The organism is Rhodanobacter humi, assembly GCF_041107455.1.
GTDB lineage: Bacteria > Pseudomonadota > Gammaproteobacteria > Xanthomonadales > Rhodanobacteraceae > Rhodanobacter_A.
Window position 1 is genome coordinate 220,792 of record NZ_JBGBPY010000001.1, and the last position, 22,090, is coordinate 242,881.

Genomic DNA, 22,090 nt, shown 5'->3' on the forward strand with positions numbered 1-22,090 from the left:
GAGGGGCCGGGGGAGAGGGTTCGGACTTGCCACTACATTTCGCCCTGCCCGCACCCTCTCCTGGCTGCCGCCACCCTCTCCCGAAGGGAGAGGGACTCACCAATCAGCGCTTGTGCGAATTCAAATCGCTCGGCTTCGTTGTTCAAAGCGAGAGCCTGCGGTGCGTGGAGTCTGCGCACTGGAACATCGGATATTCCGGACGGTAGTGAGCCTACGCCGAAATGACGAGCAAACCATCGGGCCGCGCGTTCCCACGCGCGGCCCGATGCGTATCAGGCGTGAGCCTTCTTCACCAGCGCTTCCGCCTCCATCGCCTCGCGCACCGCCGGGCGCTCGCCCACGCGCTTCTGGAACGCCAGCAGCGCCGGGAAGCCCGACAGGTCCAGCTCCACGTGCTTCGCCCAGTTGGTCACGGTGAACAGGTAGGCATCGGCCGCGGTGAAGCTGTCGCCCAGCAGGAACGGCTGCTTCGCCAGCACGTTCTCGATGAACTGGTAGCGGCGCTTCAGATACTCCTTGCGCTCGGCGCGGGTGGCCTCGGGCGTCTCGGGCTTGAACAGCGGGCTGTAGCTCTTGTGGAGCTCCGAGTTGATGTAGCCCAGTATTTCCTGCAGGTGATAGCGCGGCAGCGTGCCGTTCGCGGGGGCCAATCCGCTGGCGGGGTTCTGGTCGGCCAAGTACTGCACGATCGCGGGGCCTTCGGTCAGCACTTCGCCGCTGTCCAGCTCCAGCACCGGCACGTAGCCCTTGGGATTGACCAGCCAGAAATCCGCACCGCTCTCGGTGCGCTTGGCCTTGCCGTCGACCTTCTCCAGCTGCAGCGGAATGCCGGCCTCTAGCGCCACGATGTGCGGGGACAGCGAGCAGGCGCCGGGGGAGTAGTAGAGCTTCATGCGATGACTCCTGGTGGGGGACGGGAAACGGATACGCTCCGATCGAAACCGCGCATCCAAGCCCCGCATGCTACGCCGCCATGGTTACCATTGGATACCATGCATCCACCCGTCAGCCGCAGAATGCGGTAACCCCGCGGTTACCAAACCGCCCACGCCAGCAGCAAGCCATCCCATGGGCCTACCCGTACGCAAGAGCAAGGTTGTGCCGCCGCCCGCCTGCCCGCTCACCGAAAGCCTGGCGCTGCTGCGCGGCGCCTGGGCGCCCAACGTGATCTGGTACTTGAGCGGCGAACCCCGTCGCTTTGGCGAACTGCGCCACGACATCCCGCGCATCTCCGCCCGCGTGCTCAGCGCCCGCCTGCGTGAACTCGAATCGCGTGGCCTGGTCAGCCGCCGCCTGCTGGCCTCCTCCCCGCCCTCCGCCGAATACGCGCTCACCGAACTGGGCCGTGAGCTGTTGCCCGCGATCAAAGCGCTGGCGCGGGTGGGGCAGAAGCTGATTGCGGAGTGGGATTCAAGGGCTTCGATGGGGAGGAAGGCGCGGGTGGTGGGGTAAGGCAACGCGCTTGCCTCCGAGGCTGGCTCGTGGAACGATGCCGAGGCCGCCAACACCGACGTCAATCGCTGCAAGGTCAGGTTGTGCGATTAGCTACATCAAGAGGAAATTCGTTAATGTCTTTAAGACCTGTGACCTGTATATCGACTCGCCGGATTAGGCTGAGAGATTAGGCGTTGTTCAACAACCGAATTTGAGTTAGCTCTACGAGGAAGATTTCATGCGATTCTCTCAGCGACAAGGATATTCGCCCACCAAGGATGCCATCCAAACGGAATCGATGGACGACGCACTCCGCAATTCCCTATGGAATGTCTTGCAAGTTGTGATTTGGGACACCCACAAATCGAAGACGCCATACTCATATACGAGCCACTCAAATCTCTTCAGTCTTCTTCGGACGTATTGGAGCGATTACTTCAAAAGCCCTGTCGACCAAATTCCTCATAAAATTCAAGACACGATCAAAGCAGTTCGCAGATACTTCTTCGAATCTGAATGGTACGAAGTTTATGACTTCATGGAATTTAGCTGCAACCTTCTCGGCCAGAGTCGATCAAAATTTATCGCGCTCTGCAATGAAGTTCTGGAGCAAGAGGTATCCGGCTATCGATTGATTGATTGCAAAGTCACGCCAATAACATCAGAAGCAGAGCTAGCCGCTATTGAGGACAGTCTTGCAGCAACAAAAGACAACTCAGGCGCAAACGCGCATCTGCGGCGCGCTCTAGAACTGCTAAGCGACCGGAGCAGCCCCGACTATCGCAATTCAATCAAAGAATCTATTAGTGCCGTTGAGGCTTTGGTGAAGGCCCTTGTAGGGGACTCATCAGCAACGCTTGGTGCGGCGTTAAAGGTCATTTCTGAGCAAGCACCCATGCATCCTGCCCTAAATAGGAGCCTTAACTCACTGTATGGCTATACATCAGACGCCAGTGGCATCCGGCATGCTCTTCTTGACGACCCAAATCTTGACTTCATAGACGCAAAGTTCATGCTCGTAGCTTGTTCTGCCTTTGTGAACTACCTAAGGATGCTCTGATCAATGAAGTTCGAAACAGCCGTCCAGACGGCCGTGCCAAAACTTCCGGTCTTGTTACATAGAAAGATGACTTTTGAGCAGTTCCAGCACTGTCACGGTGCCGTTTTGCGCCGAATCACCATGATTGGGTGCCTCACGGGCGCACCTCCCCTACGGAAGTCAGCAACGTTCGCCGTGCCATCCAAAGATTTGAGAGTGCGAACAACGTCAGTACCTGCGCGGTGTTCTTGAATAGTCCCTTGAAACGCACTTTTTGATAGCCGAACTGGCGCTTCACCACCCGGAACGGGTGCTCTACCTTGGAACGAACCGCTGCCTTCATGTGTTCGGTGTGCTTCACCGCTTCCTTCAACTCACCTTCGGGCATCGCCTTGACGCTGCCGCGTTTGGCAGCGATGTACCAAGTGCGACCGCGCTTGGCTGCTCGCTTCTCGGCACCCTGGTAACCGGCATCGGCGTACACCGTCTTCTCTTTGCCGTGCAGCAGCTTGTCTACTTCCGTCACGTCACCCACGTTTGCTGGTGTGGTGGTCACCGTGTGCACCAAGCCCGATTCAACGTCCACTCCGATGTGCGCTTTCATGCCGAAGTACCACTGCTGGCCTTTCTTCGTCTGATGCATTTCGGGGTCGCGCTGCTTGTCGCGGTTCTTCGTCGACGACGGAGCCTGGATGATCGTGGCATCCACGATAGTGCCCTGACGCAAGAGCAAGCCCTGTTTACCGAGGTAGGAGTTCACCGTTTCGAGAATCCGAACCGCCAAGCCGTGCTGTTCCAGAAACCGGCGGAATTTGAGAATCGTTGTCTCATCCGGGATCGCCTCCTCGTTCAACTCCAACCCAGCGAAGCGCCGCATTGACTCGATCTCATACAGCGCGTCTTCCATCGCAGGATCGCTCAGCGCATACCATTGCTGCATGAAGTGGATGCGCAGCATGGTCGCTGCTGGCATGGGCGGTCGGCCACGTCGGCCAGACGTCGGATAGGCGGGTGCGATCAACGCCAACAGCGCTTCCCACGGCACCACCTTGTCCATCTCTCCAAGAAATTTCTCCCGCCGCGTCGGCTTCTTCTTGGACTCGAAACTGAGCGAGGCAAAGGAACGTTGCTTCATCGACGGGTGCTTCCTGAGGTCTGTCGCTATGATGCCGCAGATCGGGAATAAATCAGAGCATCCCTAACAGGCAAAGCAGCTCAGTCGCGACAAAGCTAACAATTCAAGCCGATGCCGCTTCGCAGCCCGGCTTAATTCAGGCGGAAGACTGCCCTCTCATCCCACCTCATCCGACCCCTCGTTCACCCCCTCGAACAAGAACGTCGACAGATAACGCTCGCCCGTATCCGGCAGCATCGCCAGCAGCACCGAGCCTTCCGGCGCAGTCTTGGCCACGTCGAGCGCGGCAGCCAAGGTGGCGCCGGAGGAGATGCCGGTGAAGATGCCTTCCTGCTGCGCCAGCGCGCGCGAGGTGTCGCGGGCCACGGTGTCGTCCACCGTCACTAGTTGGTCGACCACCTTGCCGTTGAGCACGGCGGGCACGAAGTCCGGGGTCCAGCCCTGGATCTTGTGCGAGGCCCATTCCTTGCCGGCCAGCAGCGCGGCCACCGCGGGTTCCGCGCCGATCACCTTCACTTCCGGCCGCGCCACCTTGAGCACCTCGCCCACGCCGGTGAGCGTGCCGCCGGTGCCCCAACCGCTGACGAAGTAGTCGAGGCGGCGGCCGGCAAAGTCGCGCAGGATTTCAGGGGCCGTGGTCTGGCGGTGGTAGGCCGGGTTGGCCGGGTTCTCGAACTGGCGGGCGAGGAACCAGCCGTGCTTGCGCGCCAGCTCTTCCGCCACCTGCACCATGCCGGTGCCGCGCGCGGCGGCGGGGGTGAGCACCACCTTGCCGCCATAGGCGCGGATCAGCTTGCGCCGCTCGACCGAGAACGAGTCGCTCATCACCGCCACGAAGGGATAGCCGCGCGCCGCGCAGATCGCGGCCAGCGCCACGCCGGTATTGCCCGAGGTGGCCTCGATCACGGTCTGGCCGGGTTTGAGCGTGCCGCGCTGCTCGGCGTCGAGGATGATCGCCAGCGCGAGGCGGTCCTTTACCGAACCCGCGGGATTGAACGCCTCCACCTTCACGTACAGCTCGACGTGCTTCGGGGCGAGGCGGTTGAGGCGCACGATGGGCGTGTTGCCGATGGTGCCGAGGATGCTGTCGTAAATCATGGCGGGGCTCCGGACGATGGCCGCACGCGATCATATGTGCGGGTTTGCTAAGGCGATGTGTTCCAGCTTGCCCCCTGAGCGCAGGGCGAGGTCGGGAAGGGGGCTCGACGCTGGCAGGTGAAGCACCCCACCCCGGCCCTCCCCTGCAACGCAGGGGAGGGTGCAGTTCTTCGATCAGGCGAGGCGGCGCAAAGGGATGGCGGCTTCCTGTGGCGGCAGCGGCCGCTTGAGCTGCCGCACGGCGGCCACGGCTCCGCCCAGCGGTGCTGCACCGAACCAGGCCAGCCGGTCGGCCAGCGCGGCCACCTCGCCCAGGATCAGCAGCGCGGGCGAGTGCACCGCATGCGCGGCAGCGCGTTCGGGCAGGTTGGCCAGGGTGCCGGTGACCACGCGCTGGTTCGCGCGCGTGCCGTTCTCGACCAAGGCAAACGGCGTGCTCGCGGCGCGGCCATGTGCCAGCAGGCGTTCGCGCAGACTGTCGAGGCCGGCCACGCCCATGTACACCGCGAGCGTCTGGCGCTCCTGCGCCAGGGCGCGCCAGTCCAGCGTGTCCAGCGAATCGCGGCAGTGCGCGGTGACGAAGCGCACCGATTGCGCGTGATCGCGATGGGTCAGCGGCACGCCGGCGTGCGCGGCGCAGGCCAGTGCAGCGGTGACGCCGGGCACCACTTCATAGGGAATGCCGTGCTCGCGCAGGAATTCCAGCTCCTCGCCGCCGCGGCCGAACACGAACGGGTCGCCGCCCTTCAGCCGCACCACGCGGCGGCCCGCTTTCGCATGTTCGAGCAACAGCGCGTGGATCTCGTCCTGGGTGGCGTGATGCTTGCCCGCCTGCTTGCCCACCTCGATGCGCTCGGCGTCGCGACGTGCCAGTTCCAGCACCTCGGCGCTCACCAGGCGGTCGTGAAGGATCACGTCGGCCTCGTTCAACGCACGCAGGCCACGCAGGGTCAGCAGGCCCGGATCGCCGGGGCCGGCGCCCACCAGCACCACCGAACCCGTGGCCGCAGCAGGCGCCACCAGCAAGGCCTGCTCGGCCGCCTCGGCGGCCTGCTTCGGCTGGCCGCTGCGCAACAGCGCGGCCACCGGTCCGTCGAACAGCGCCGTGTAGAAACGCCGCCGCGCCGCGAGATCGGGATGGCGGCGCCGGATGCGCTTGCGCAGCCGCGCCGCCAACGTTGCCAGCGGACCCAGTGAATGATCGAGCAGGGTTTCCAGCCGCTCGCGCACCAGCCGCGCCAGCATCGGCGCGGCGCCGCCGCTGGAGATCGCCACCACCAGCGGCGCACGGTCGATCACCGCGGGCACCTGGAAGCTGGACAGCTCGGCGTCGTCCACCACGTTGACAAAGATGCGCTGCAGGCCGGCCAGCTCGGCGACACGGGCATTCAGCGCGCGGTCGGCGGTGGCCGCCACCACCAGCCACACGTAGTCCAGCCAGCCCGGCGCGAACTCGCCGGCGCGGTGCGCGATGCGCCCCTGCCGCGCCCAGCGCTGCAGCTGCGGCGTCAGCTCGGGCGCACCCACCGTCACCTGCGCGCCTGCCGCCAGCAAGGCGGCGGCCTTGCGCTCGGCCACGGCGCCCCCGCCCACCACCAGTACGGCGCGACGGGAGAGATCGGCGAACAAGGGATACAGCTTCATGGCGGGGATTCGGTGGCATGACCTTGGAACGGGTCACGCTACGCAGCGCGCCCCGCCGGCGGAAATGACGATCGCGCCGGTGCATATGCCGGTGCGGCATGAATTCATGAATACAGCCCGCGAGACAGAGACATGGATGGCCCTGCCTTGATGAGCGGGAAAGAGGCGATCGTGGAAAGGGTTCGAACTTGCTGCGGCACTTCGCTCCGCCCGAACCCTCTCCCGGCTGTCGCCACCCTCTCCCGGAGGGAGAGGGGATCGTCATCCAGCTCCGCGCTCATTCAAACTTAGCTATCTCGGTAATTTATGAACGTTTATACGTATAGACGTCCGAACAAAAATGCATATACACTCGGCCGCATGGCCATCACCCATGTCGAATCCAGCCCTTCCAGCGGCCGCCTCATGCGGACCCGGACGATGCGATGTATGCGTGCGCAATCCCCTGCCACGCCACATCGCCCATCGTCCTGACTCCCTGGATCGCCATGACCCTGACCCAACTGCGCTACCTCGTCGCCATCGCCGACTGCCGCCTCAACATCACCGCCGCCGCCGAACACGTGCATGCCACCCAGCCTGGGGTGAGCAAGCAGCTCAAGCAACTGGAGGACGAGCTCGGCCTGCAATTGTTCATCCGCAAGGGCAAGAGCCTGGACACGATCACCGACGCCGGCGTGCGGGTGATCGAGCGGGCGCGGCTGATCCTGGCCGAGGCGCTGAACATCCGCTCGATCGCCGCGAACCTGCGCAACGAGGCGCACGGCGAGCTGCGCATCGCCACCACGCACACCCAGGCGCGCTTCGCCCTGCCCGGCTCGATCGCCGCGCTGAACCGGCGCTACCCGCAGGTCAGCGTGCACCTGCAGCCCAGCGGCGACGCCGAGGTGCTGGCCCTGCTGGAAAGCGGTCGCGTCGACCTCGCCGTGGTCAGCACCTCGGGTGCGGCGCCGGCCGGCGGTGTCGCCCTGCCCGCCTATCGCTGGAGCCGGGTGGTGCTGGCGCCGCAGGATCACCCTTTGGCGACGCTGGGCCGCACGCCCACACTGGCCGAGCTGGCCGCGCAGCCGCTGGTGAGCTACGACTCCTCGAAGCGGCCGGAATCCTCGCTGCGCCGCGTCTTCGCCGCCGCCGGGCTGACGCCGCAGATCGCGATGACCGCCGCCGACGCCGACCTCATCAAGACCTACGTGCGCGCCGGACTCGGCATCGGCGTGTTGGCCGAGATGGCGCTGCAGCCGGGCGAGGACACCGACCTGCGCGTGATCCAGGCCGACGCGCTGCTGCCGCTGTGCACCACCTGGATCGTGCTGCGCAAGGACAGCGTGCTGCGCGACTACACGCTGGAATGGATCGCGCAGTTCGCGCCGCACCTGGACCGCAATGACGTGCGCCGCCTGCTCACCTTGGGCATCGTGCCGGAGACGCCGCCGCGCGTGCCGCACTGGCGCGAGCGCCAGGCAGTCGCTTAACCGAAGCCGTGTAGAAGCGCACCCCCGGATCAAATCCGGGGCAGGCTCTGTGCGCGATGGCTTTTTGAACGTTCATCCCCCCTCACCCCAACCCTCTCCCCCAACGGCTTCGCCGTTGGGGGAGAGGGAGAAAGCGGCACGACGCACGCGGCGTCCCTGCCCAGCCACGGAGTTGCTGGAGAGAGGAAGAAAGCGCGGTCACGGCAGCTCGTGCAGGCCGCACTCGCGCTTGAGCCCGAAGAAACGGGTGTCCTCGGCATCCATGCCCGGCTCCCAGCGCTGCGTGGTGTGGGTGTCGCCGATGGAGATGTAGCCCTGTTCCCACAGCGGGTGGTAGGGCAAGGCGTGCTGTTGCAGGTAGCGGCCCACGTCGCGGTCGGTCCAGTCGGCGATCGGGTGCAACTTCCAGCGGCCCGCGCCCGAGGCAGCTGGCCGCCATTCCACGTAGTCGATCGCGCGGCGGCTGCGCGACTGGTCGCGGCGCAGGCCGGCGAACCAGCCGTGCACGCCCAGTTCGGCCAGCGCGCGCTGCATCGGCTCCACCTTGCGGATGCGGTTGTAGCGGTCCAGCCCATCGATGCCCTGCTCCCACAGCTTGCCGTAGCGCGCCTCGGCCCAGGCGCGGCCGATGATGGGGCGGTAGACCTTGAGGTTGAGCGCGAGCCGTTCGCTCAGCGTGTCGACGAACTGGTAGGTCTCGGGGAACAGGTAGCCGGTGTCGATCAGGATCACCGGGATGTCCGGCGCCTGGCTGGCCAGCAGGTGCAGCGACACCGCCGCCTGCGCACCGAAGCTGGAGGACAGCGCGTGCGCGCCCGGCACGTGCGCCAGCATCCAGCGCACGCGTGCCTCGGCGTCGCACCCGGCCAGCCAGTGGTTGAGTGCGAGCAGCGCCTCGGTGCCGTTGCCGTCGGCGGGAAGCACGGGCGCGCTCATGCCAGCACCGCCATCGGGATGCGCCGCGGCTCGGCGAGCACGCCCGTGCGCAGCAGGAAGTCGCCGAAGTGTTCACCCAAGGCACGCTCGCCGGCGTAGCGCGCGAACAGGCGATCCAGCGCCTCCAGGATCGCGGCTTCGTCCACGTTCTCGCGGTAGACCTGGTTCAGCCGCTGGCCGCGGAAATCCGCGCCCAGGCGCAGGTCGTAGCGGCCGATCGCGCGCCCGACCAGGGCGATCTCGCCGAGGTAGGGCCGCGAGCAGCCGTTCGGGCAGCCGGACAGGCGCAGCAGGATCGGCGTGTCGAGCAGGCCGTGCGTGTCCAGCAGCGATTCCAATTTCGGCAGCAGTTGCGGCAGATAGCGCTCGCTCTCGGCCATCGCCAGGCCGCAGGTGGGCAGCGCCACGCAGGCGATCGCGTGGCGGCGGATGCCGCTGTAGCGGTGGTAGCCGCCCATGCCGTGCGCGGCCACGATGGCGTCGATGCGCGCGCGATCCGTCGCGGTCACGTTCGCGACGATCAGGTTCTGGTTGCAGGTGAGCCGGATGTCGCCGGTGTGTACGTGCGCGATCTCGCGCATGCCGCTGAGCCAGCGCACCTCGTCGCCGTCCAGCAGGCGGCCGGACTCCACCTGCAAGGTGAGGTGCCAGCGGCCGTCGTGGCCTTCGATCCAGCCGTAGCGGTCGCCGTTGTGGTCGAAGCGGAACGGCCGCGCCGGTTCCAGCGCGAAGCCCGCGCGCTGTTCGATCTCCGCCTTGACCTTGTCCAGCCCGTGCGTGTCGACGGTGTACTTGAAGCGCGCGTGCTTGCGCTCCTCGCGGTCGCCCCAGTCGCGCTGCACGGCGATGGCGGCCTCGGCCAGTGTGAGCAGGCGCTCGGGCGGCACGAAGCCGATCACGTCGGCGAGGCGCGGATAGGTGGTCGGATCGCCATGCGTGGCGCCCATGCCGCCGCCGATCGCCACGTTGAAACCGGCCAGCTCGCCCTGTTCGAGGATCGCGATCAGACCCAGGTCCTGCGCGAACACGTCGATGTCGTTGAGCGGCGGGATCGCCAGGCCGATCTTGAACTTGCGCGGCAGGTAGGTGGGGCCGTACAGCGGCTCGTTTTCCGCCGCCGCGGCCTCGCCCACCAACTTTTCGCCATCCAGCCAGAGCTCGTGGTAGGCGCGCGTCTTCGGCTTCAGGTGTTCGGACAGCCGCGCCGCCCAATCGTAGGCCGCCGCATGCGCCTGCGACTGCACCGGGTTGGTGTTGCACACCACGTTGCGATTGACGTCGCCGCAGGCGGCGATGGTGCTGGCCAGCGCAGCGTCGATCGCGGCGATGGTGGGCTTGAGGTTGCGCTTGATGATGCCGTGCCACTGGAAGGTCTGCCGCGTGGTGATGCGCAGGCCGCTGGAGGCGTAGTCGCTGGCGATCCGGTCGAAGGCCAGCCACTGCGCCGGCGTCATCACCCCGCCCGGCAGGCGCGCACGCACCATGAAGGCGTAGGCCGGCTCCAGCTTCTGCCGGCGGCGCTCGTCGCGGATGTCGCGGTCGTCCTGCTGGTAGCTGCCGTGGAACTTCAGCAACTTGTTGTCGTCTTCGCTGATTGCGCCGGTGGCCGGGTCGGCCAGCCCCTCGGCGATGCTGCCGCGCAGGAAGCGGCTGGCGGTCTTGATGTGTTCGAGATGGGAAGGCATGGGGATTCTCTGGAGCATCTGGGTCGCGGCTGAAGCCGCTCCTACGGCGCATGGATTGCAGGAGCAGCTCCAGCCGCGATGCTTTTCTCAATAAACATCGCGGGCGTAGCGCCCTTCCTGCAGCAGTTCGGTCAGCCAGGCACGGGCATCCTCGGCACTCAACCCGCCATGGGCGACGGCCAGCTCGACCAGCGCCTCGTGCACGTCCTTCGCCATGTGCGTCGCGTCGCCGCAGACGTAGAGGTATGCGCCCTCGCGCAACCTGGCGTAGAGTTCGCGCCCGTGTTCCCTGATCCGATCCTGTACATAGACCTTGCTGACCCCATCACGCGAGAACGCGAGATCGAGGCGATGCAAGGCGCCATCCTTGAGCGCCTGCTGCCATTCGGTCTGGTAGAGGAAGTCCTGCGCGAAATGGCGATTGCCGAAGAACAGCCAGTTGCGCCCCGCGGCACCCACGGCCTGACGCTCCTGCACGAAGGCGCGAAACGGCGCCACGCCGGTGCCCGGGCCGATCATGATGATGTCGCGCGACGGGTCGGCCGGCAGGCGGAAGCGTTCGTTGGCCTCCACGAATACCGGTACCCGTGTCTCGTCACCCGCGGCGGCGAGGAAGGCCGAGGCCGCGCCGAGATGGGCACTGCCATGCGCGTGGTAGTCCACCACGCCCACCGTGAGATGCACCTCGTCCTCGCCCACCGCCTTCGGGCTGGAGGCGATGGAGTACAGGCGCGGCGTGAGCGGGCGCAGCGCGGCGACCAGTTGCTCCGCGTTCCAGCCCACCGGGTGGCGACGCAGCAGGTCGATGGGCTGGTCGGTGTCGAGCAGGCGGGCCAGTGCCTCACGCTGCTCCGGTTCCAGCACGCGCGCCAGGTCGGCGTCGCCACTGGCGGCGGCATGCGCGGCCAGCAACGGGCGGCTGAGCCGGGTCAGTTCGCGCTCGTGGCTGAGCCAGCGCCGCAGCGGCAGGCGGCGGCCGTCATGCGCCACCTCCTGCTCGCCGTCCAGGCGCAGCTCGCGCAGCCACGCGTCCACCAGCACGGGCGGATTGCGCGGCCACACGCCCAGTGCGTCGCCCGGCTCGTAGCGCAGGCCCGAGCCTTGCAAAGAAAGTTCAAGGTGGCGCACCTCGCGGGCGCTGTCGCGCGAGACGATGCGCTGGTTTTCCAGCACCTCGGCGGCGAACGGATTCTCGCGGTCGTGCAGCGCGCTGTTCACCGCGTGCAGCGCCACCGGGCGCACGTTCGCCATGGCCGGCGCACCCAACGCCTCGCGCGCCTTGGCCAGCACACCCTCGCTCCAGCTCGCACTGGGCGCCTCGAAATCCACATCGGCCTCACCGAGTTCGGCGAAACGCTGCGCACCCAGCTCGGCGAAGCGCGTATCGAGCCGGCGGCTCACCGCGCAATACTGCGGGTAGCTGGAATCGCCCAGGCCCAGCACGGCGAACTTCAGCTGCGGCAGCTTCGGCGCACGCTTGCCGCTCAGGAACTCGACGAAGCCCAGCGCGTCGTCCGGCGGATCACCGTCGCCCTGGCTGCTGATAACCAGCGCCAGGTGCCGCTCCTGCGCCAGTTCGCGCACGGCATAGGCGCCGGTGCGCAGGATGCGCACGCTCAGCCCCGCCGCGGTGGCGCGCTCGGCCAGCCGCTCGGCGACCCGGCGCGAGTTGCCGGTCTGGCTGCCGTAGAGCACGGTCAGCCGCTCGGTCGCCGCTGCGTTCGGCGCTTCGGCTGCCGGCGTGATGGCCGGCAGCGCGACGCGCGTGGCCTGCGCCGCGAGCGCGGCACTCCACGCCGAAATCCAGTACAGGTCCGCCGGCGGCAGGCCTTCGGTCAACCGGTGCAGCAGCGTCAGCCGTTCCGCGGCCAGGCCGGGCGTCGGCAATATCGGTCGGGTGGCAGCGCTCACGGCCTTTCCTTTTGGACGTCCATACGTCTTGGCGGCCATGCTAATTCCGCGTTCTTGCGACCTGAAAACACTTGTGGGCATGTGCTTATGCGGGCCGCTCATTTCCGGTGCGCCGGTGCGCGTGCTGACATCCCCGAACCACCTCGCTGCGAGTGCCGATGAGCGCCCTGCCGGAATTCCTCACCTTCACTCTCGTGGGTGTCCTCGCACAACTGGTGGACGGCGCGCTGGGCATGGCCTACGGCGTGACCTCGGCCGGACTGCTGCTGGGCCTGGGCATGCCGCCGGTGATGGCCAGCGCCAGCGTGCACTACGCCGAAACCTTCACCTGCGGCGCCTCGGGGCTCAGCCACCTCGCGGCCGGCAACGTGCGGCGGCGGCTGTTCCTCGCGCTGGCGATTCCCGGCGTGATCGGCGCCCTGCTCGGCGTGTGGCTGGCCGTGCACCTGCCTGCGCAGTGGATGCGCATCGCGCTGACGCCCTACCTGCTTGGCATGGGCCTGTTCCTGCTGCTGCGCGGCGCGCGGCGCCCCGGCGAGCGCACCGACCCGCCGCGCGGCACGCCGATCCTGGGGGCGGCGGCCGGTTTCCTGGACGCGGTCGGCGGCGGCGGCTGGAGCGCGCTCACCGCCACCACCCTGCTCGCCCGCGGCCTGCAGCCGCGCGTGGTGATCGGCAGCGTGCACCTCGCCAAGTGCGTGGTAAGCATCGCCGCCAGCGTCGCGTTCCTGTTCGGCATCGGTGCCGGCCACGTCACAGCCGTGCTCGGCCTGATCGCCGGCGGCATCCTCGCCGCGCCGTTCGGCGCGTTCTTCATACGCCGCATCCCGGCGCGGGCGGCTACCGTGCTGGCCGGGTTGGCGGTGCTGGCGCTGGGCATCAACAACGCGGTGCGCGTGTTGCATTGAGGAACGGCCTGCCGGTTTGCTTGTTGCCATCGGCAGATAAGGCCCCCTCTCCTCCCAGCCCCTCTTCCTCGCTCCTCAAAGCAGGGCCATCCATAGCCCTTCCCCGCGTCCACAAGTGGGAGAGGGAGAAAGCAGCATCCCCTCCCCTCTACAATGTGCGCATGAAACGCGCCCCCTCTCCCCGCAAACCCTCGTTGCCCATCGAAGTCCGCGGCTCCGCACGCCAGCCGCTGGGCATGCCGCCTGCGCAGTTCCTGCGCGACTACTGGCAGAAGCACCCGCTGCTGATACGCAACGCCTTCCCGGATTTCGTGCCGCCGATCCAGCCCGAGGACTTGGCCGGTCTGGCCTGCGAGGAAGGTGCGCTGTCGCGGCTGATCCGCCACGACGAGGCGCGCGAGCGCTGGCAGGTGAAGAGCGGCCCGCTCAGCGAGGCCGACTTCGCGAAGACCGGCGACGCGAACTGGACGCTGCTGGTGCAGGACGTGGACAAGTGGGACGCCGACGTGGCCGCGCTGCTGGAGCCGTTCGCGTTCCTGCCCAGCTGGCGGGTGGACGACATCATGATTTCCTACGCCGAACCCGGCGGCGGCGTGGGCGCGCACGTGGACCAGTACGACGTGTTCCTGCTGCAGGGCCTGGGCCAGCGGCACTGGGCGATCAGCACCGACCCGGCGGCGCCAAAGGACTTCCGCCCCGACGTGGAGTTGAGGCAGCTGGCGCAGTTCGAGCCCACCCACGAATGGTTGCTGGAGCCGGGCGACATGCTCTACCTGCCGCCCGGCGTGCCGCACGACGGGGTGGCCTTCGGCGGCCCCTGCATGACGATCTCGGTGGGCATGCGCGCGCCCTCGCAGGCGGAGTTGACCGGCGACCTCGCCGACTACCTCGCCGAACGGCTGCACGAAGACCAGCGCTACGCCGATCCCGATCTCGCCCTGGCCAAGGCGCCCGGCGAAATCGACGCGGCGGCGCTGGCGCGGCTGCGCCGGGCGCTGCCGTTCGCTGCCGCGCTGGACGAGGAAACCCTGCGCGACTGGTTCGGCCGCTTCATCACCCGCTACCGCAACGCGCAGACACCGGCCCTGCCTGACCGCCCCGTCAGCGAGGCCGCCCTGCGCAAGCAGCTCGCCGCCGGCGCACGCCTGCTGCGCCATCCGTGGTCGCGCATGGCATGGAGCCGCGGGCCGTCCGGCGCCACGCTGTACGCGAACGGCCACGCCTGGCCAGCCCCGACGGCGCTGGCGAAGCAGCTGTGCGCCGAACGCGAGATCGTCGTCGACGCCACGCCGACGGCCGCGGCCGTCGCTGCTGCTGGCCCTGGTCAACGACGGGCACCTGGTCCCGCGCAAGGCGCGCCGGCGGTGAGCGCACCGGCCGACGACGGCGCTGGGCGCCGCGCGGTCGATGGCCGCGAGGCGCTGGCCGCCGCGCGGCTGCAACTGCTGGCCGCCGCGTGCCACCGGCTGGCGCTGCACCTGCCGCTGCTAGCCCGCGACGACTACGGCAACGACGCGGAGCTGGCCGAGCTCAAGCGCATCGCCACCTCGGGCCGGCGTGCCGACATCCGCATCCTGTTGCACGATCCGGCGGCCGCGCTGCGCGACGGCCACCGCCTGATCGCGCTGTTCCAGCGCCTGTCCAGCAGCATCGCCATCCGCACTCCGGTGGAAGATGCGGATCGCCAGAACACCAGCGCCTGGCTGGTCAACGACACCGGCGGCCATCTCTACCTGCCCGACGCCAGTCGGCCGCAGGGCCGCATGGCGCTCGCCGACCGCGCCGTGCAGGCGCCACTCCAGCAGCAGTTCGACGAGATCTGGGAGCGCTCGGCCCGCGCCAGCGAGTTGCAGGCGCTGGATTTGTAGCGGTCGCTGAACGCGCGGCGGCGCCCGCGTGCAAGCCGCGGGCGCCAGATAAGGAAGGTCTAATCAATGGGCTGCATGCTCGTCGTCCCCTCGGGGAGCTTTGCAGCGGCCCGAAGCAGGTCACCCAGTGCCTTTGCGTTCAATGGTCTACAGGCACCGGATCCCGGCTTTCGCTGCAATGGCGAGCAACACCAGAGCTTCCCGAAATGTTGCCGCATGCCGGCTGCGACCAAAGTCGGTGCCCCGACGAGGTGAATTCCGGCTACGGAACCCCCATCCGGACGTGGTCCGGGTTGCCGCTGCGCAGCAACGCAAGGCTATAATTAACAGGATTTTTCGCCGGCGATCCCTGCCGCCGAAGGATCGCCGCAAGCCTCCCTTCCCTGCTGGTGGTGACGTGAGTACAAACCTGATCCGCGAGTTCTTCGAATCCTCTCAACTCGCTGGCGGCAACGCCGATTACGTCGAATCCCTGTACGACGCCTGGCTGGCCGACCCCGCGTCGGTTTCCGCCGAGTGGAGCAAATACTTCGAGACGCTCAAGGGCCGCGAGGCCGGCGACGTCCCGCACGGCGGCGCCATCGCGCGCATCGAGGCGGCACAGAAGCAGCGCCACGTCGTGGCGGCCGCGCCGGTCGGCGACGAGCACGCGCGCAAGCAGGCCGGAGTACTGCGCCTGCTGACCGCCTACCGTTCGCGCGGCCACCTCGCCGCCGACCTCGACCCGCTGGGCCTCGCGCACAAGATGGAGGCGCCCGACCTCGGCCTCGCCTTCCACGGCCTCTCCGAATCCGACCTCGACACCGAGTTCGACTGCGGCACCTATGCCGGCGGCGGCCAGCGCCTGAAGCTGCGCGAGCTGTGGACGCGCCTGAAGAAGGTGTACACGCGCAGCATCGGCGCGGAGTTCATGTACATCTCCGACCACGCGCAGCGCAACTGGATCTACACCCGGCTGGAACAGGCCAACGGCAGCGCCGGCCTCGACGCCGCCGGCAAGCGGCGCGTGCTGGACGGCCTCACCGCGGCCGACGGCCTGGAGCGCTACCTCCACACGAAATACGTCGGCCAGAAGCGCTTCTCGCTGGAAGGCGGCGACAGCCTGATCCCGATGCTGGACGACGTGGTGCGCGCCGCCGGCGACAACGGCATCAAGGAGCTGGTGATCGGCATGGCCCACCGCGGCCGCCTCAACGTGCTGGTCAACATCCTCGGCAAGCCGCCGAAGACCTTGTTCGACGAGTTCGAAGGCCGCTTCGAGCATCCGGACGATCCCGCGCACTCCGGCGACGTGAAGTACCACATGGGCTTCTCTGCCGACGTCAAGACGCCGAAGGGCGGCACCCACGTGGCGCTGGCGTTCAATCCCTCGCACCTGGAAATCGTCAACCCGGTGGTGGCCGGCTCGGTGCACGCGCGGCAGATCCGCCGCGGCGACACCGCGCACACCCAGTCGATGGCGGTGCTGATCCACGGCGACGCCGCGCTGGCCGGCCAGGGCGTGAACATGGAGCTGTTCCAGATGTCGCAGGCCCGCGGCTTCAAGATCGGCGGCAGCCTGCACATCGTGGTGAACAACCAGGTGGGCTTCACCACCTCCAATCCGCAGGACGCGCGCTCCACGATGTACTGCACCGACCTGGCCAAGATGGTCAATGCACCGGTGCTGCACGTGAACGGCGACGATCCGGAAGCGGTGATCGAGGCCACCCGCCTCGCCTACGACTTCCGCAAGACCTTCCGCAAGGACGTGGTGATCGATCTGGTGTGCTACCGCCGCCATGGCCACAACGAGGCCGACGAGCCCACTGCCACCCAGCCGGTGATGTACCAGGTCATCAAGAAGCTGCCGCCGGCTCGCGAGCTGTACGGCAAGCAGCTGGTGGCCGAAGGCGTAATCGCCGACGGTGACGTGCAGAAGCAGTTCGACGCCTACCGCGACCGCCTCGAAGCGGGCAAGTCGATGACCGAACTGGACCCGGCGCCGAAGCGCGACATCCACATCGACTGGGCGCGCTTCCTCAAGGGCAAGCTGTCCGACAAGACCGACACCACGCTGCCGAAGAAGAGGCTGCTGGAGCTGGCCCAGCAGCTGCTGGACATCCCCAGGGACATCACCCTGCAGTCGCGCGTGGCGAAGATCTACGACGACCGCCGCAAGATGGCCGCCGGCGAACAACCGGGCGACTGGGGCTTCGCCGAGAACCTGGCCTACGCCAGCCTGATCGACACCGGCAGCAACCTGCGCCTGGTGGGCCAGGACTCCGGCCGCGGCACCTTCTTCCATCGCCATGCCGTGCTGCACGACCAGAAGGACGGCCGCACCTTCATGCCGCTGGCCACGATCCGCGACGGCGCGGACGTGGAAGTGATCGACTCGCTGCTCAGCGAGGAGGCGGTGATGGCCTTCGAGTACGGCCACTCCACCACCGACCCCGACACGCTCAACATCTGGGAAGGCCAGTTCGGCGACTTCGCCAACGGCGCCCAGGTGGTGATCGACCAATTCATCAGCTCCGGCGAATCGAAGTGGAACCGCCTGTGCGGCCTGGCGCTGTTCCTGCCGCACGGCTACGAAGGCCAGGGTCCGGAGCACTCCTCCGCGCGCCTGGAGCGCTTCCTGCAGCTGTGCGCGTTCGACAACATGCAGGTCTGCGTGCCGACCACGCCGGCGCAGGATTTCCACATGATCCGCCGCCAGATGCTGCGCAACGTGCGCAAGCCGCTGATCGTGATGACGCCGAAATCGCTGCTGCGCCACAAGCTGGCCGTGTCCACGCTGGACGAGCTGGCCAACGGCAGCTTCCAGCTGGTGATAGCCGAGCACCGCGAGCTGATCGCCAAGAAGGTGAAGCGCGTGGTGCTGTGCGCCGGCAAGGTCTACTACGACCTGCGGGAGGACGCCGAGAAGCGCGGCCTCACCGACGTGGCGATCGTGCGCGTGGAGCAGCTCTATCCGTTCCCGCGCACCGAGGTTTCCGCCGAGCTGGAGAAGTACCCGGCCGCGAAGGAAGTGGTGTGGTGCCAGGAGGAGCCGATGAACCAGGGCGCCTGGTTCCAGATCCGCCACCACCTGCAGGCCTGCGTGGGCAGCAGGCAGAGCCTCTCCTACGCCGGCCGCGCGCGTTCGCCGGCGCCGGCCGCCGGCCACCTCAACACCCACGTCGTCGAGCAGGCCGCGCTGGTCGAGCAGGCGCTGGTCGCGCCGATCGGCACCGACCACTCCGCAGAGTAAGCTTCAACGCATTGCGTGGCCACGGATGGCCGCTTTCGATTCTTGCGCTCCAGGGCGAGCGCACCAACCCCAAGGGCCCGTCATGTCCATCGAAGTCAAAGTCCCCGTCCTGCCCGAGTCGGTCTCCGACGCCACCATCGCGACCTGGCACAAGAAGGCCGGCGACGCGGTGAAGCGCGACGAGAACCTGGTCGACCTGGAAACCGACAAGGTGGTGCTGGAAGTGCCCGCGCCGGTCGACGGCGTGATCAAGGAGATCAGGCAGGAGACCGGTGCCACGGTGAACAGCCAGCAGGTGATCGCGATCATCGAGGAAGGCGCCGTGGCCGCCGCGCCGGCACCGGCCGCCGCTGCCCCCGCGCCCGCCGCCGCGGCGCCCGCCCCGGCCGCGACCAAGACTGCCGCCGCCGAGCTCTCGCCAGCCGCGCAGCGCGTCGCCACCGAGAACAAGGTCGACACCTCCACCATCGCCGGCACCGGCCGCGACGGCCGCATCATCAAGGAGGACGTGGTCAACGCCGGCGCGCCGAAGGCTGCCGCACCCGCCGCCGTTGCCACCCCCGGCGCGCGCCCGGAAGAGCGCGTGACCATGACCCGCATGCGCACGAAGATCGCCGAGCGCCTGATGCAGTCGAAGAACTCGATCGCCATGCTCACCTCGTTCAACGAGGTGAACCTGGCCGCGGTCAGCAAGATGCGCAAGGACCTCGGCGAGCAGTTCCAGAAGGAACACGGCGTCAAGCTCGGCTTCATGAGCTTCTTCGTCAAGGCCGCGGCCGAGGCGCTGAAGCGCCACCCGATCGTCAACGCCTCGGTCGACGGCAACGACATCATCTACCACGGCTACCAGGACATCTCGATTGCGGTCTCCACCGACAAGGGCCTGGTCACCCCGGTGCTGCGCAACGCCGAGAACATGAGCTTCGCCGACATCGAGAAGGCCATCGGCGACTACGCCGTGAAGGCGCGCGCCGGCAAGCTCACCCTGGAAGACCTGCAGGGCGGCACCTTCACCATCACCAACGGCGGCACCTTCGGCTCGCTGCTCTCCACGCCCATCGTGAACCCGCCGCAGAGCGCCATCCTCGGCATGCACACGATCAAGGAGCGCGCCGTGGTCGAGAACGGCCAGGTGATCGCCGCGCCGATGATGTACATCGCGATCAGCTACGACCACCGCATCATCGACGGCAAGGACGCGGTGCTGTTCCTGGTCGACATCAAGAACCAGCTGGAGAATCCGCAGCGCATGCTGCTGGGTCTCTGATCGCGGCCCCCGCGATCAGAAGATAGGTAACGAAGCTCTGACGGTGGGCCGTGCGACTCAATCCACGCTCACCGTAACTTTCCCGCTTTACCACATGCTGTGGGTTACCCCGACGCAGCATGCCGCAAGGAACCAACCATGAGCGACAAATTCGACGTCATCGTCATCGGCGCCGGCCCGGCCGGCTACGTGGCCGCGATCCGCGCCGCGCAGCTGGGCCTGAAGACCGCGTGCGTGGACGCCTTCACCGGCAAGGACGGCAAGCAGGCGCTGGGCGGCACCTGCCTCAACGTGGGCTGCATCCCGTCCAAGGCGCTGCTGGATTCCTCGCGCCAGTTCTGGAACCTCGCGCACAACCTGCCGGCGCACGGCATCAGCGTCGAGAATCCCAAGGTCGACATGGCCACCTTCATCGGCCGCAAGGACAAGATCGTCAAGCAGTTCACCGGTGGCATCGGCCAGCTGTTCAAGGCGAACAAGGTCACCGCGTACTACGGCACCGGCAAGCTGTTGAAGGGCAACAACGTCGAGATCACCGCCGCCGACGGCAGCAAGCAGACGATCAGCGCCACCAACGTGATCCTGGCCTCGGGCTCGGTGCCGATCGAGCTGCCGTTCGCGAAGTTCGACGGCAAGGCCATCGTCGACAACGCTGGCGCGCTGGACTTCACCGAGGCGCCGAAGCGCCTGGGCGTGATCGGCGCCGGCGTGATCGGCTTGGAACTCGGTAGCGTGTGGCGCCGCATGGGCTCGGAAGTGACCATCATCGAGGCGCTGCCGGACTTCCTCTCGGTGGCCGACGCCGACATCGCCAAGCTCGCCGCCAGGGAATTCGCCAAGCAGGGCCTGGACATCAAGCTCGACGCCAAGCTCAACAAGGCCGAGGTGAAGAAGGACGGCGTGCACCTCACCTACACCGACAAGAGCGGCGAGCAGCAGCTGGTGGTCGACAAGCTGCTGGTGGCCGTGGGCCGCCGCGCCTACACCGCGGGCCTGCTGGCCGACGACACCGGCGTGAAGCTGGATGAGCGCGGCCGCATCCTGGTCGACGAGCACTGCCACACCGGCGTGGACGGCGTGTGGGCGATCGGCGACGCCGTGCGCGGCCCGATGCTGGCGCACAAGGGCTCCGAGGAAGGCGTGGCGGTGGCCGAGTGGATCGCCGGCAAGGCCGGCCACGTCAACTACGACACCGTGCCCTTCGTGATCTACACCGAGCCGGAAGTGGCCTGGGCCGGCAAGACCGAGAAGGAACTGAAGGATGCTGGCATCCCGTACCGGGTCGGCACCTTCCCGTTCGCCGCCATCGGCCGCGCCGTGGCGATGAACGAGGCGGTGGGCCAGGTGAAGATGCTCGCCCACGCCGACACCGACCGCATCCTCGGCGTGCACATGGTCGGCCCGGGCGTGTCCGAGCTGATCGCCGAATGCGTGGTGGCGATGGAGTTCAAGGGCTCCTCCGAAGATCTCGCCCGCATCGTCCACGCCCATCCGACGCTGTCGGAAGCCGTGCACGAGGCGGCGCTGTCGGTGGACAAGCGCGCCATCCACAAGGGCAATTGAGGTCAGGATGACCTCATCCCGGACAGCACATGGATGTGCGCTGATCCGGGATCCATTTGGAATGGATGCGCTCATCGCGGACAACACAGGGATGTGCGTTGATCCGGGATCCATTTGGAATGGATGACCTCATCCCGGACAGCACATGGATGTGCGTCGATCCGGGATCCAGCGGCCCGCTTGTGGCGACACGGGCGGGCCGTATCGTTTGAACCACCCGGAACTTTCACCGCCGTCATTCCGGCCTTCACCGGAATGACGAGCGAAAAACGAGCTCTTCGACATGCCCCAACCCACCTCCCTCTGCGTCTACTGCGGCTCCAGCGCCGGCAAGCATCCCGAATACGCCGAACAGGCGCGCGCCTTCGGCGCCGAGATGGCCAGGCGCGGCATCGCCCTGGTCTACGGCGGCGGCAACGTGGGCCTGATGGGCATCGTCGCCGACGCGGTGCTGGCCGGCGGCGGCAAGGCCATCGGCGTGATCCCGCGCCAGCTGGTCGAGCGCGAGGTGGCGCACAAGGGACTCAGCGAACTGGTGGTGGTGGACACCATGCACCAGCGCAAGACGCGCATGTACGAGCTGTCCGACGCCTTCGTCGCCCTGCCCGGCGGCTTCGGCACCATGGACGAGATGTTCGAGATGCTGACCTGGGCCCAGCTCGGCCTGCATCGCTACCCCTGCGCCTTTCTCGACGTGCGCGGCTATTACCGCGACCTGCGCGCGATGATGGACCACATGGTCGGCGAGCGTTTCGTGCGCAGGGAACAGCGCGACAGCATCTGGTTCGGCGAGGAGATAGACGCGCTGTTCGACTGGATGCAGGGCTACGAGGGCATCCACCAGCCCAAGTGGATCGACCGCGACAGCGTGCACGCCTGAGCCGCACGGAGAGAT

The 22,090-nt window shown here is 67.2% G+C and carries 16 protein-coding genes; 9 read left to right on the top strand and 7 right to left on the bottom strand.

All coding sequences use genetic code 11. The annotated features are described in order from the left end of the window. Positions 1 to 272: 272 nt before the first annotated feature. The gene (gene gstA, locus AB7878_RS01005) at positions 273 to 893 is read right to left on the bottom strand and encodes a glutathione transferase GstA (RefSeq protein WP_369492572.1); all 621 of its coding nucleotides are present in this window, start codon (positions 891 to 893) and stop codon (positions 273 to 275) included. Positions 894 to 1,068: 175 nt separating this feature from the next. On the opposite strand from gstA, the gene AB7878_RS01010 reads away from it, so the two are divergent. Then, positions 1,069 to 1,452 (top strand): winged helix-turn-helix transcriptional regulator, encoded by a 384-nt coding sequence (locus AB7878_RS01010; RefSeq protein ID WP_369492573.1) that lies wholly within the window; start codon positions 1,069 to 1,071, stop codon positions 1,450 to 1,452. Between the two features lie 220 nt (positions 1,453 to 1,672). Beyond that, the gene (locus AB7878_RS01015) at positions 1,673 to 2,494 is read left to right on the top strand and encodes an AbiJ-NTD4 domain-containing protein (protein ID WP_369492574.1); all 822 of its coding nucleotides are present in this window, start codon (positions 1,673 to 1,675) and stop codon (positions 2,492 to 2,494) included. Between the two features lie 133 nt (positions 2,495 to 2,627). Here the strand turns inward: AB7878_RS01015 and AB7878_RS01020 are convergent, their stop codons facing one another. The 3 genes from AB7878_RS01020 to cysG all read right to left on the bottom strand — a co-directional run bounded on the left by AB7878_RS01020 (position 2,628) and on the right by cysG (position 6,359). Then, a complete protein-coding gene (locus tag AB7878_RS01020) occupies positions 2,628 to 3,608 on the bottom strand; it encodes an IS5 family transposase (RefSeq protein WP_007509076.1) in 981 nt (326 codons plus the stop codon). Between the two features lie 156 nt (positions 3,609 to 3,764). Then, positions 3,765 to 4,706 (bottom strand): cysteine synthase A, encoded by a 942-nt coding sequence (cysK, locus tag AB7878_RS01025; protein ID WP_369492575.1) that lies wholly within the window; start codon positions 4,704 to 4,706, stop codon positions 3,765 to 3,767. A 174-nt stretch (positions 4,707 to 4,880) separates the two neighbouring features. After that, on the bottom strand, positions 4,881 to 6,359 hold the full coding sequence (gene cysG / locus AB7878_RS01030) for a siroheme synthase CysG (RefSeq protein ID WP_369495696.1): 1,479 nt from the start codon (positions 6,357 to 6,359) through the stop codon (positions 4,881 to 4,883). 479 nt (positions 6,360 to 6,838) lie between these two features. Here cysG and AB7878_RS01035 point away from each other — a divergent pair, with 479 nt between their 5' ends. Continuing rightward, positions 6,839 to 7,822, top strand: coding sequence for a LysR substrate-binding domain-containing protein (locus AB7878_RS01035; protein ID WP_369492576.1), 984 nt, complete (start codon positions 6,839 to 6,841; stop codon positions 7,820 to 7,822). Positions 7,823 to 8,020: 198 nt separating this feature from the next. On the opposite strand, the gene AB7878_RS01040 is transcribed toward AB7878_RS01035, so the two are convergent. The 3 genes from AB7878_RS01040 to AB7878_RS01050 form a co-directional block, all read right to left on the bottom strand. Continuing rightward, positions 8,021 to 8,758: a phosphoadenylyl-sulfate reductase gene (locus tag AB7878_RS01040; protein WP_369492577.1), complete on the bottom strand. Its 738-nt coding sequence runs from the start codon at positions 8,756 to 8,758 to the stop codon at positions 8,021 to 8,023. Continuing rightward, positions 8,755 to 10,443: an assimilatory sulfite reductase (NADPH) hemoprotein subunit gene (cysI, locus tag AB7878_RS01045; RefSeq protein WP_369492578.1), complete on the bottom strand. Its 1,689-nt coding sequence runs from the start codon at positions 10,441 to 10,443 to the stop codon at positions 8,755 to 8,757. The genes AB7878_RS01040 and cysI overlap by 4 nt, the downstream gene beginning before the upstream one ends. Before the next feature lie 87 nt (positions 10,444 to 10,530). After that, the gene (locus tag AB7878_RS01050) at positions 10,531 to 12,354 is read right to left on the bottom strand and encodes an assimilatory sulfite reductase (NADPH) flavoprotein subunit (protein WP_369492579.1); all 1,824 of its coding nucleotides are present in this window, start codon (positions 12,352 to 12,354) and stop codon (positions 10,531 to 10,533) included. A 158-nt stretch (positions 12,355 to 12,512) separates the two neighbouring features. Here AB7878_RS01050 and AB7878_RS01055 point away from each other — a divergent pair, with 158 nt between their 5' ends. The 6 genes from AB7878_RS01055 to AB7878_RS01085 all read left to right on the top strand — a co-directional run bounded on the left by AB7878_RS01055 (position 12,513) and on the right by AB7878_RS01085 (position 22,075). After that, positions 12,513 to 13,262, top strand: coding sequence for a sulfite exporter TauE/SafE family protein (locus AB7878_RS01055; RefSeq protein WP_369492580.1), 750 nt, complete (start codon positions 12,513 to 12,515; stop codon positions 13,260 to 13,262). A 161-nt stretch (positions 13,263 to 13,423) separates the two neighbouring features. After that, the gene (locus AB7878_RS01060) at positions 13,424 to 15,130 is read left to right on the top strand and encodes a JmjC domain-containing protein (RefSeq protein WP_439653757.1); all 1,707 of its coding nucleotides are present in this window, start codon (positions 13,424 to 13,426) and stop codon (positions 15,128 to 15,130) included. Positions 15,131 to 15,527: 397 nt separating this feature from the next. Next, complete coding sequence (locus AB7878_RS01070) at positions 15,528 to 18,365, top strand: 2-oxoglutarate dehydrogenase E1 component (protein ID WP_369492582.1); 2,838 nt, start codon at positions 15,528 to 15,530, stop codon at positions 18,363 to 18,365. 82 nt (positions 18,366 to 18,447) lie between these two features. Further along, positions 18,448 to 19,632 carry a 2-oxoglutarate dehydrogenase complex dihydrolipoyllysine-residue succinyltransferase gene (odhB, locus tag AB7878_RS01075; protein WP_369492583.1) on the top strand — a complete coding sequence of 395 codons (1,185 nt, stop codon included), beginning with the start codon at positions 18,448 to 18,450 and terminating at the stop codon, positions 19,630 to 19,632. A 138-nt stretch (positions 19,633 to 19,770) separates the two neighbouring features. Then, a complete protein-coding gene (lpdA, locus tag AB7878_RS01080) occupies positions 19,771 to 21,195 on the top strand; it encodes a dihydrolipoyl dehydrogenase (RefSeq protein WP_369492584.1) in 1,425 nt (474 codons plus the stop codon). Positions 21,196 to 21,478: 283 nt separating this feature from the next. Continuing rightward, on the top strand, positions 21,479 to 22,075 hold the full coding sequence (locus AB7878_RS01085; RefSeq protein WP_369492585.1) for an LOG family protein: 597 nt from the start codon (positions 21,479 to 21,481) through the stop codon (positions 22,073 to 22,075). Positions 22,076 to 22,090: the final 15 nt, after the last annotated feature.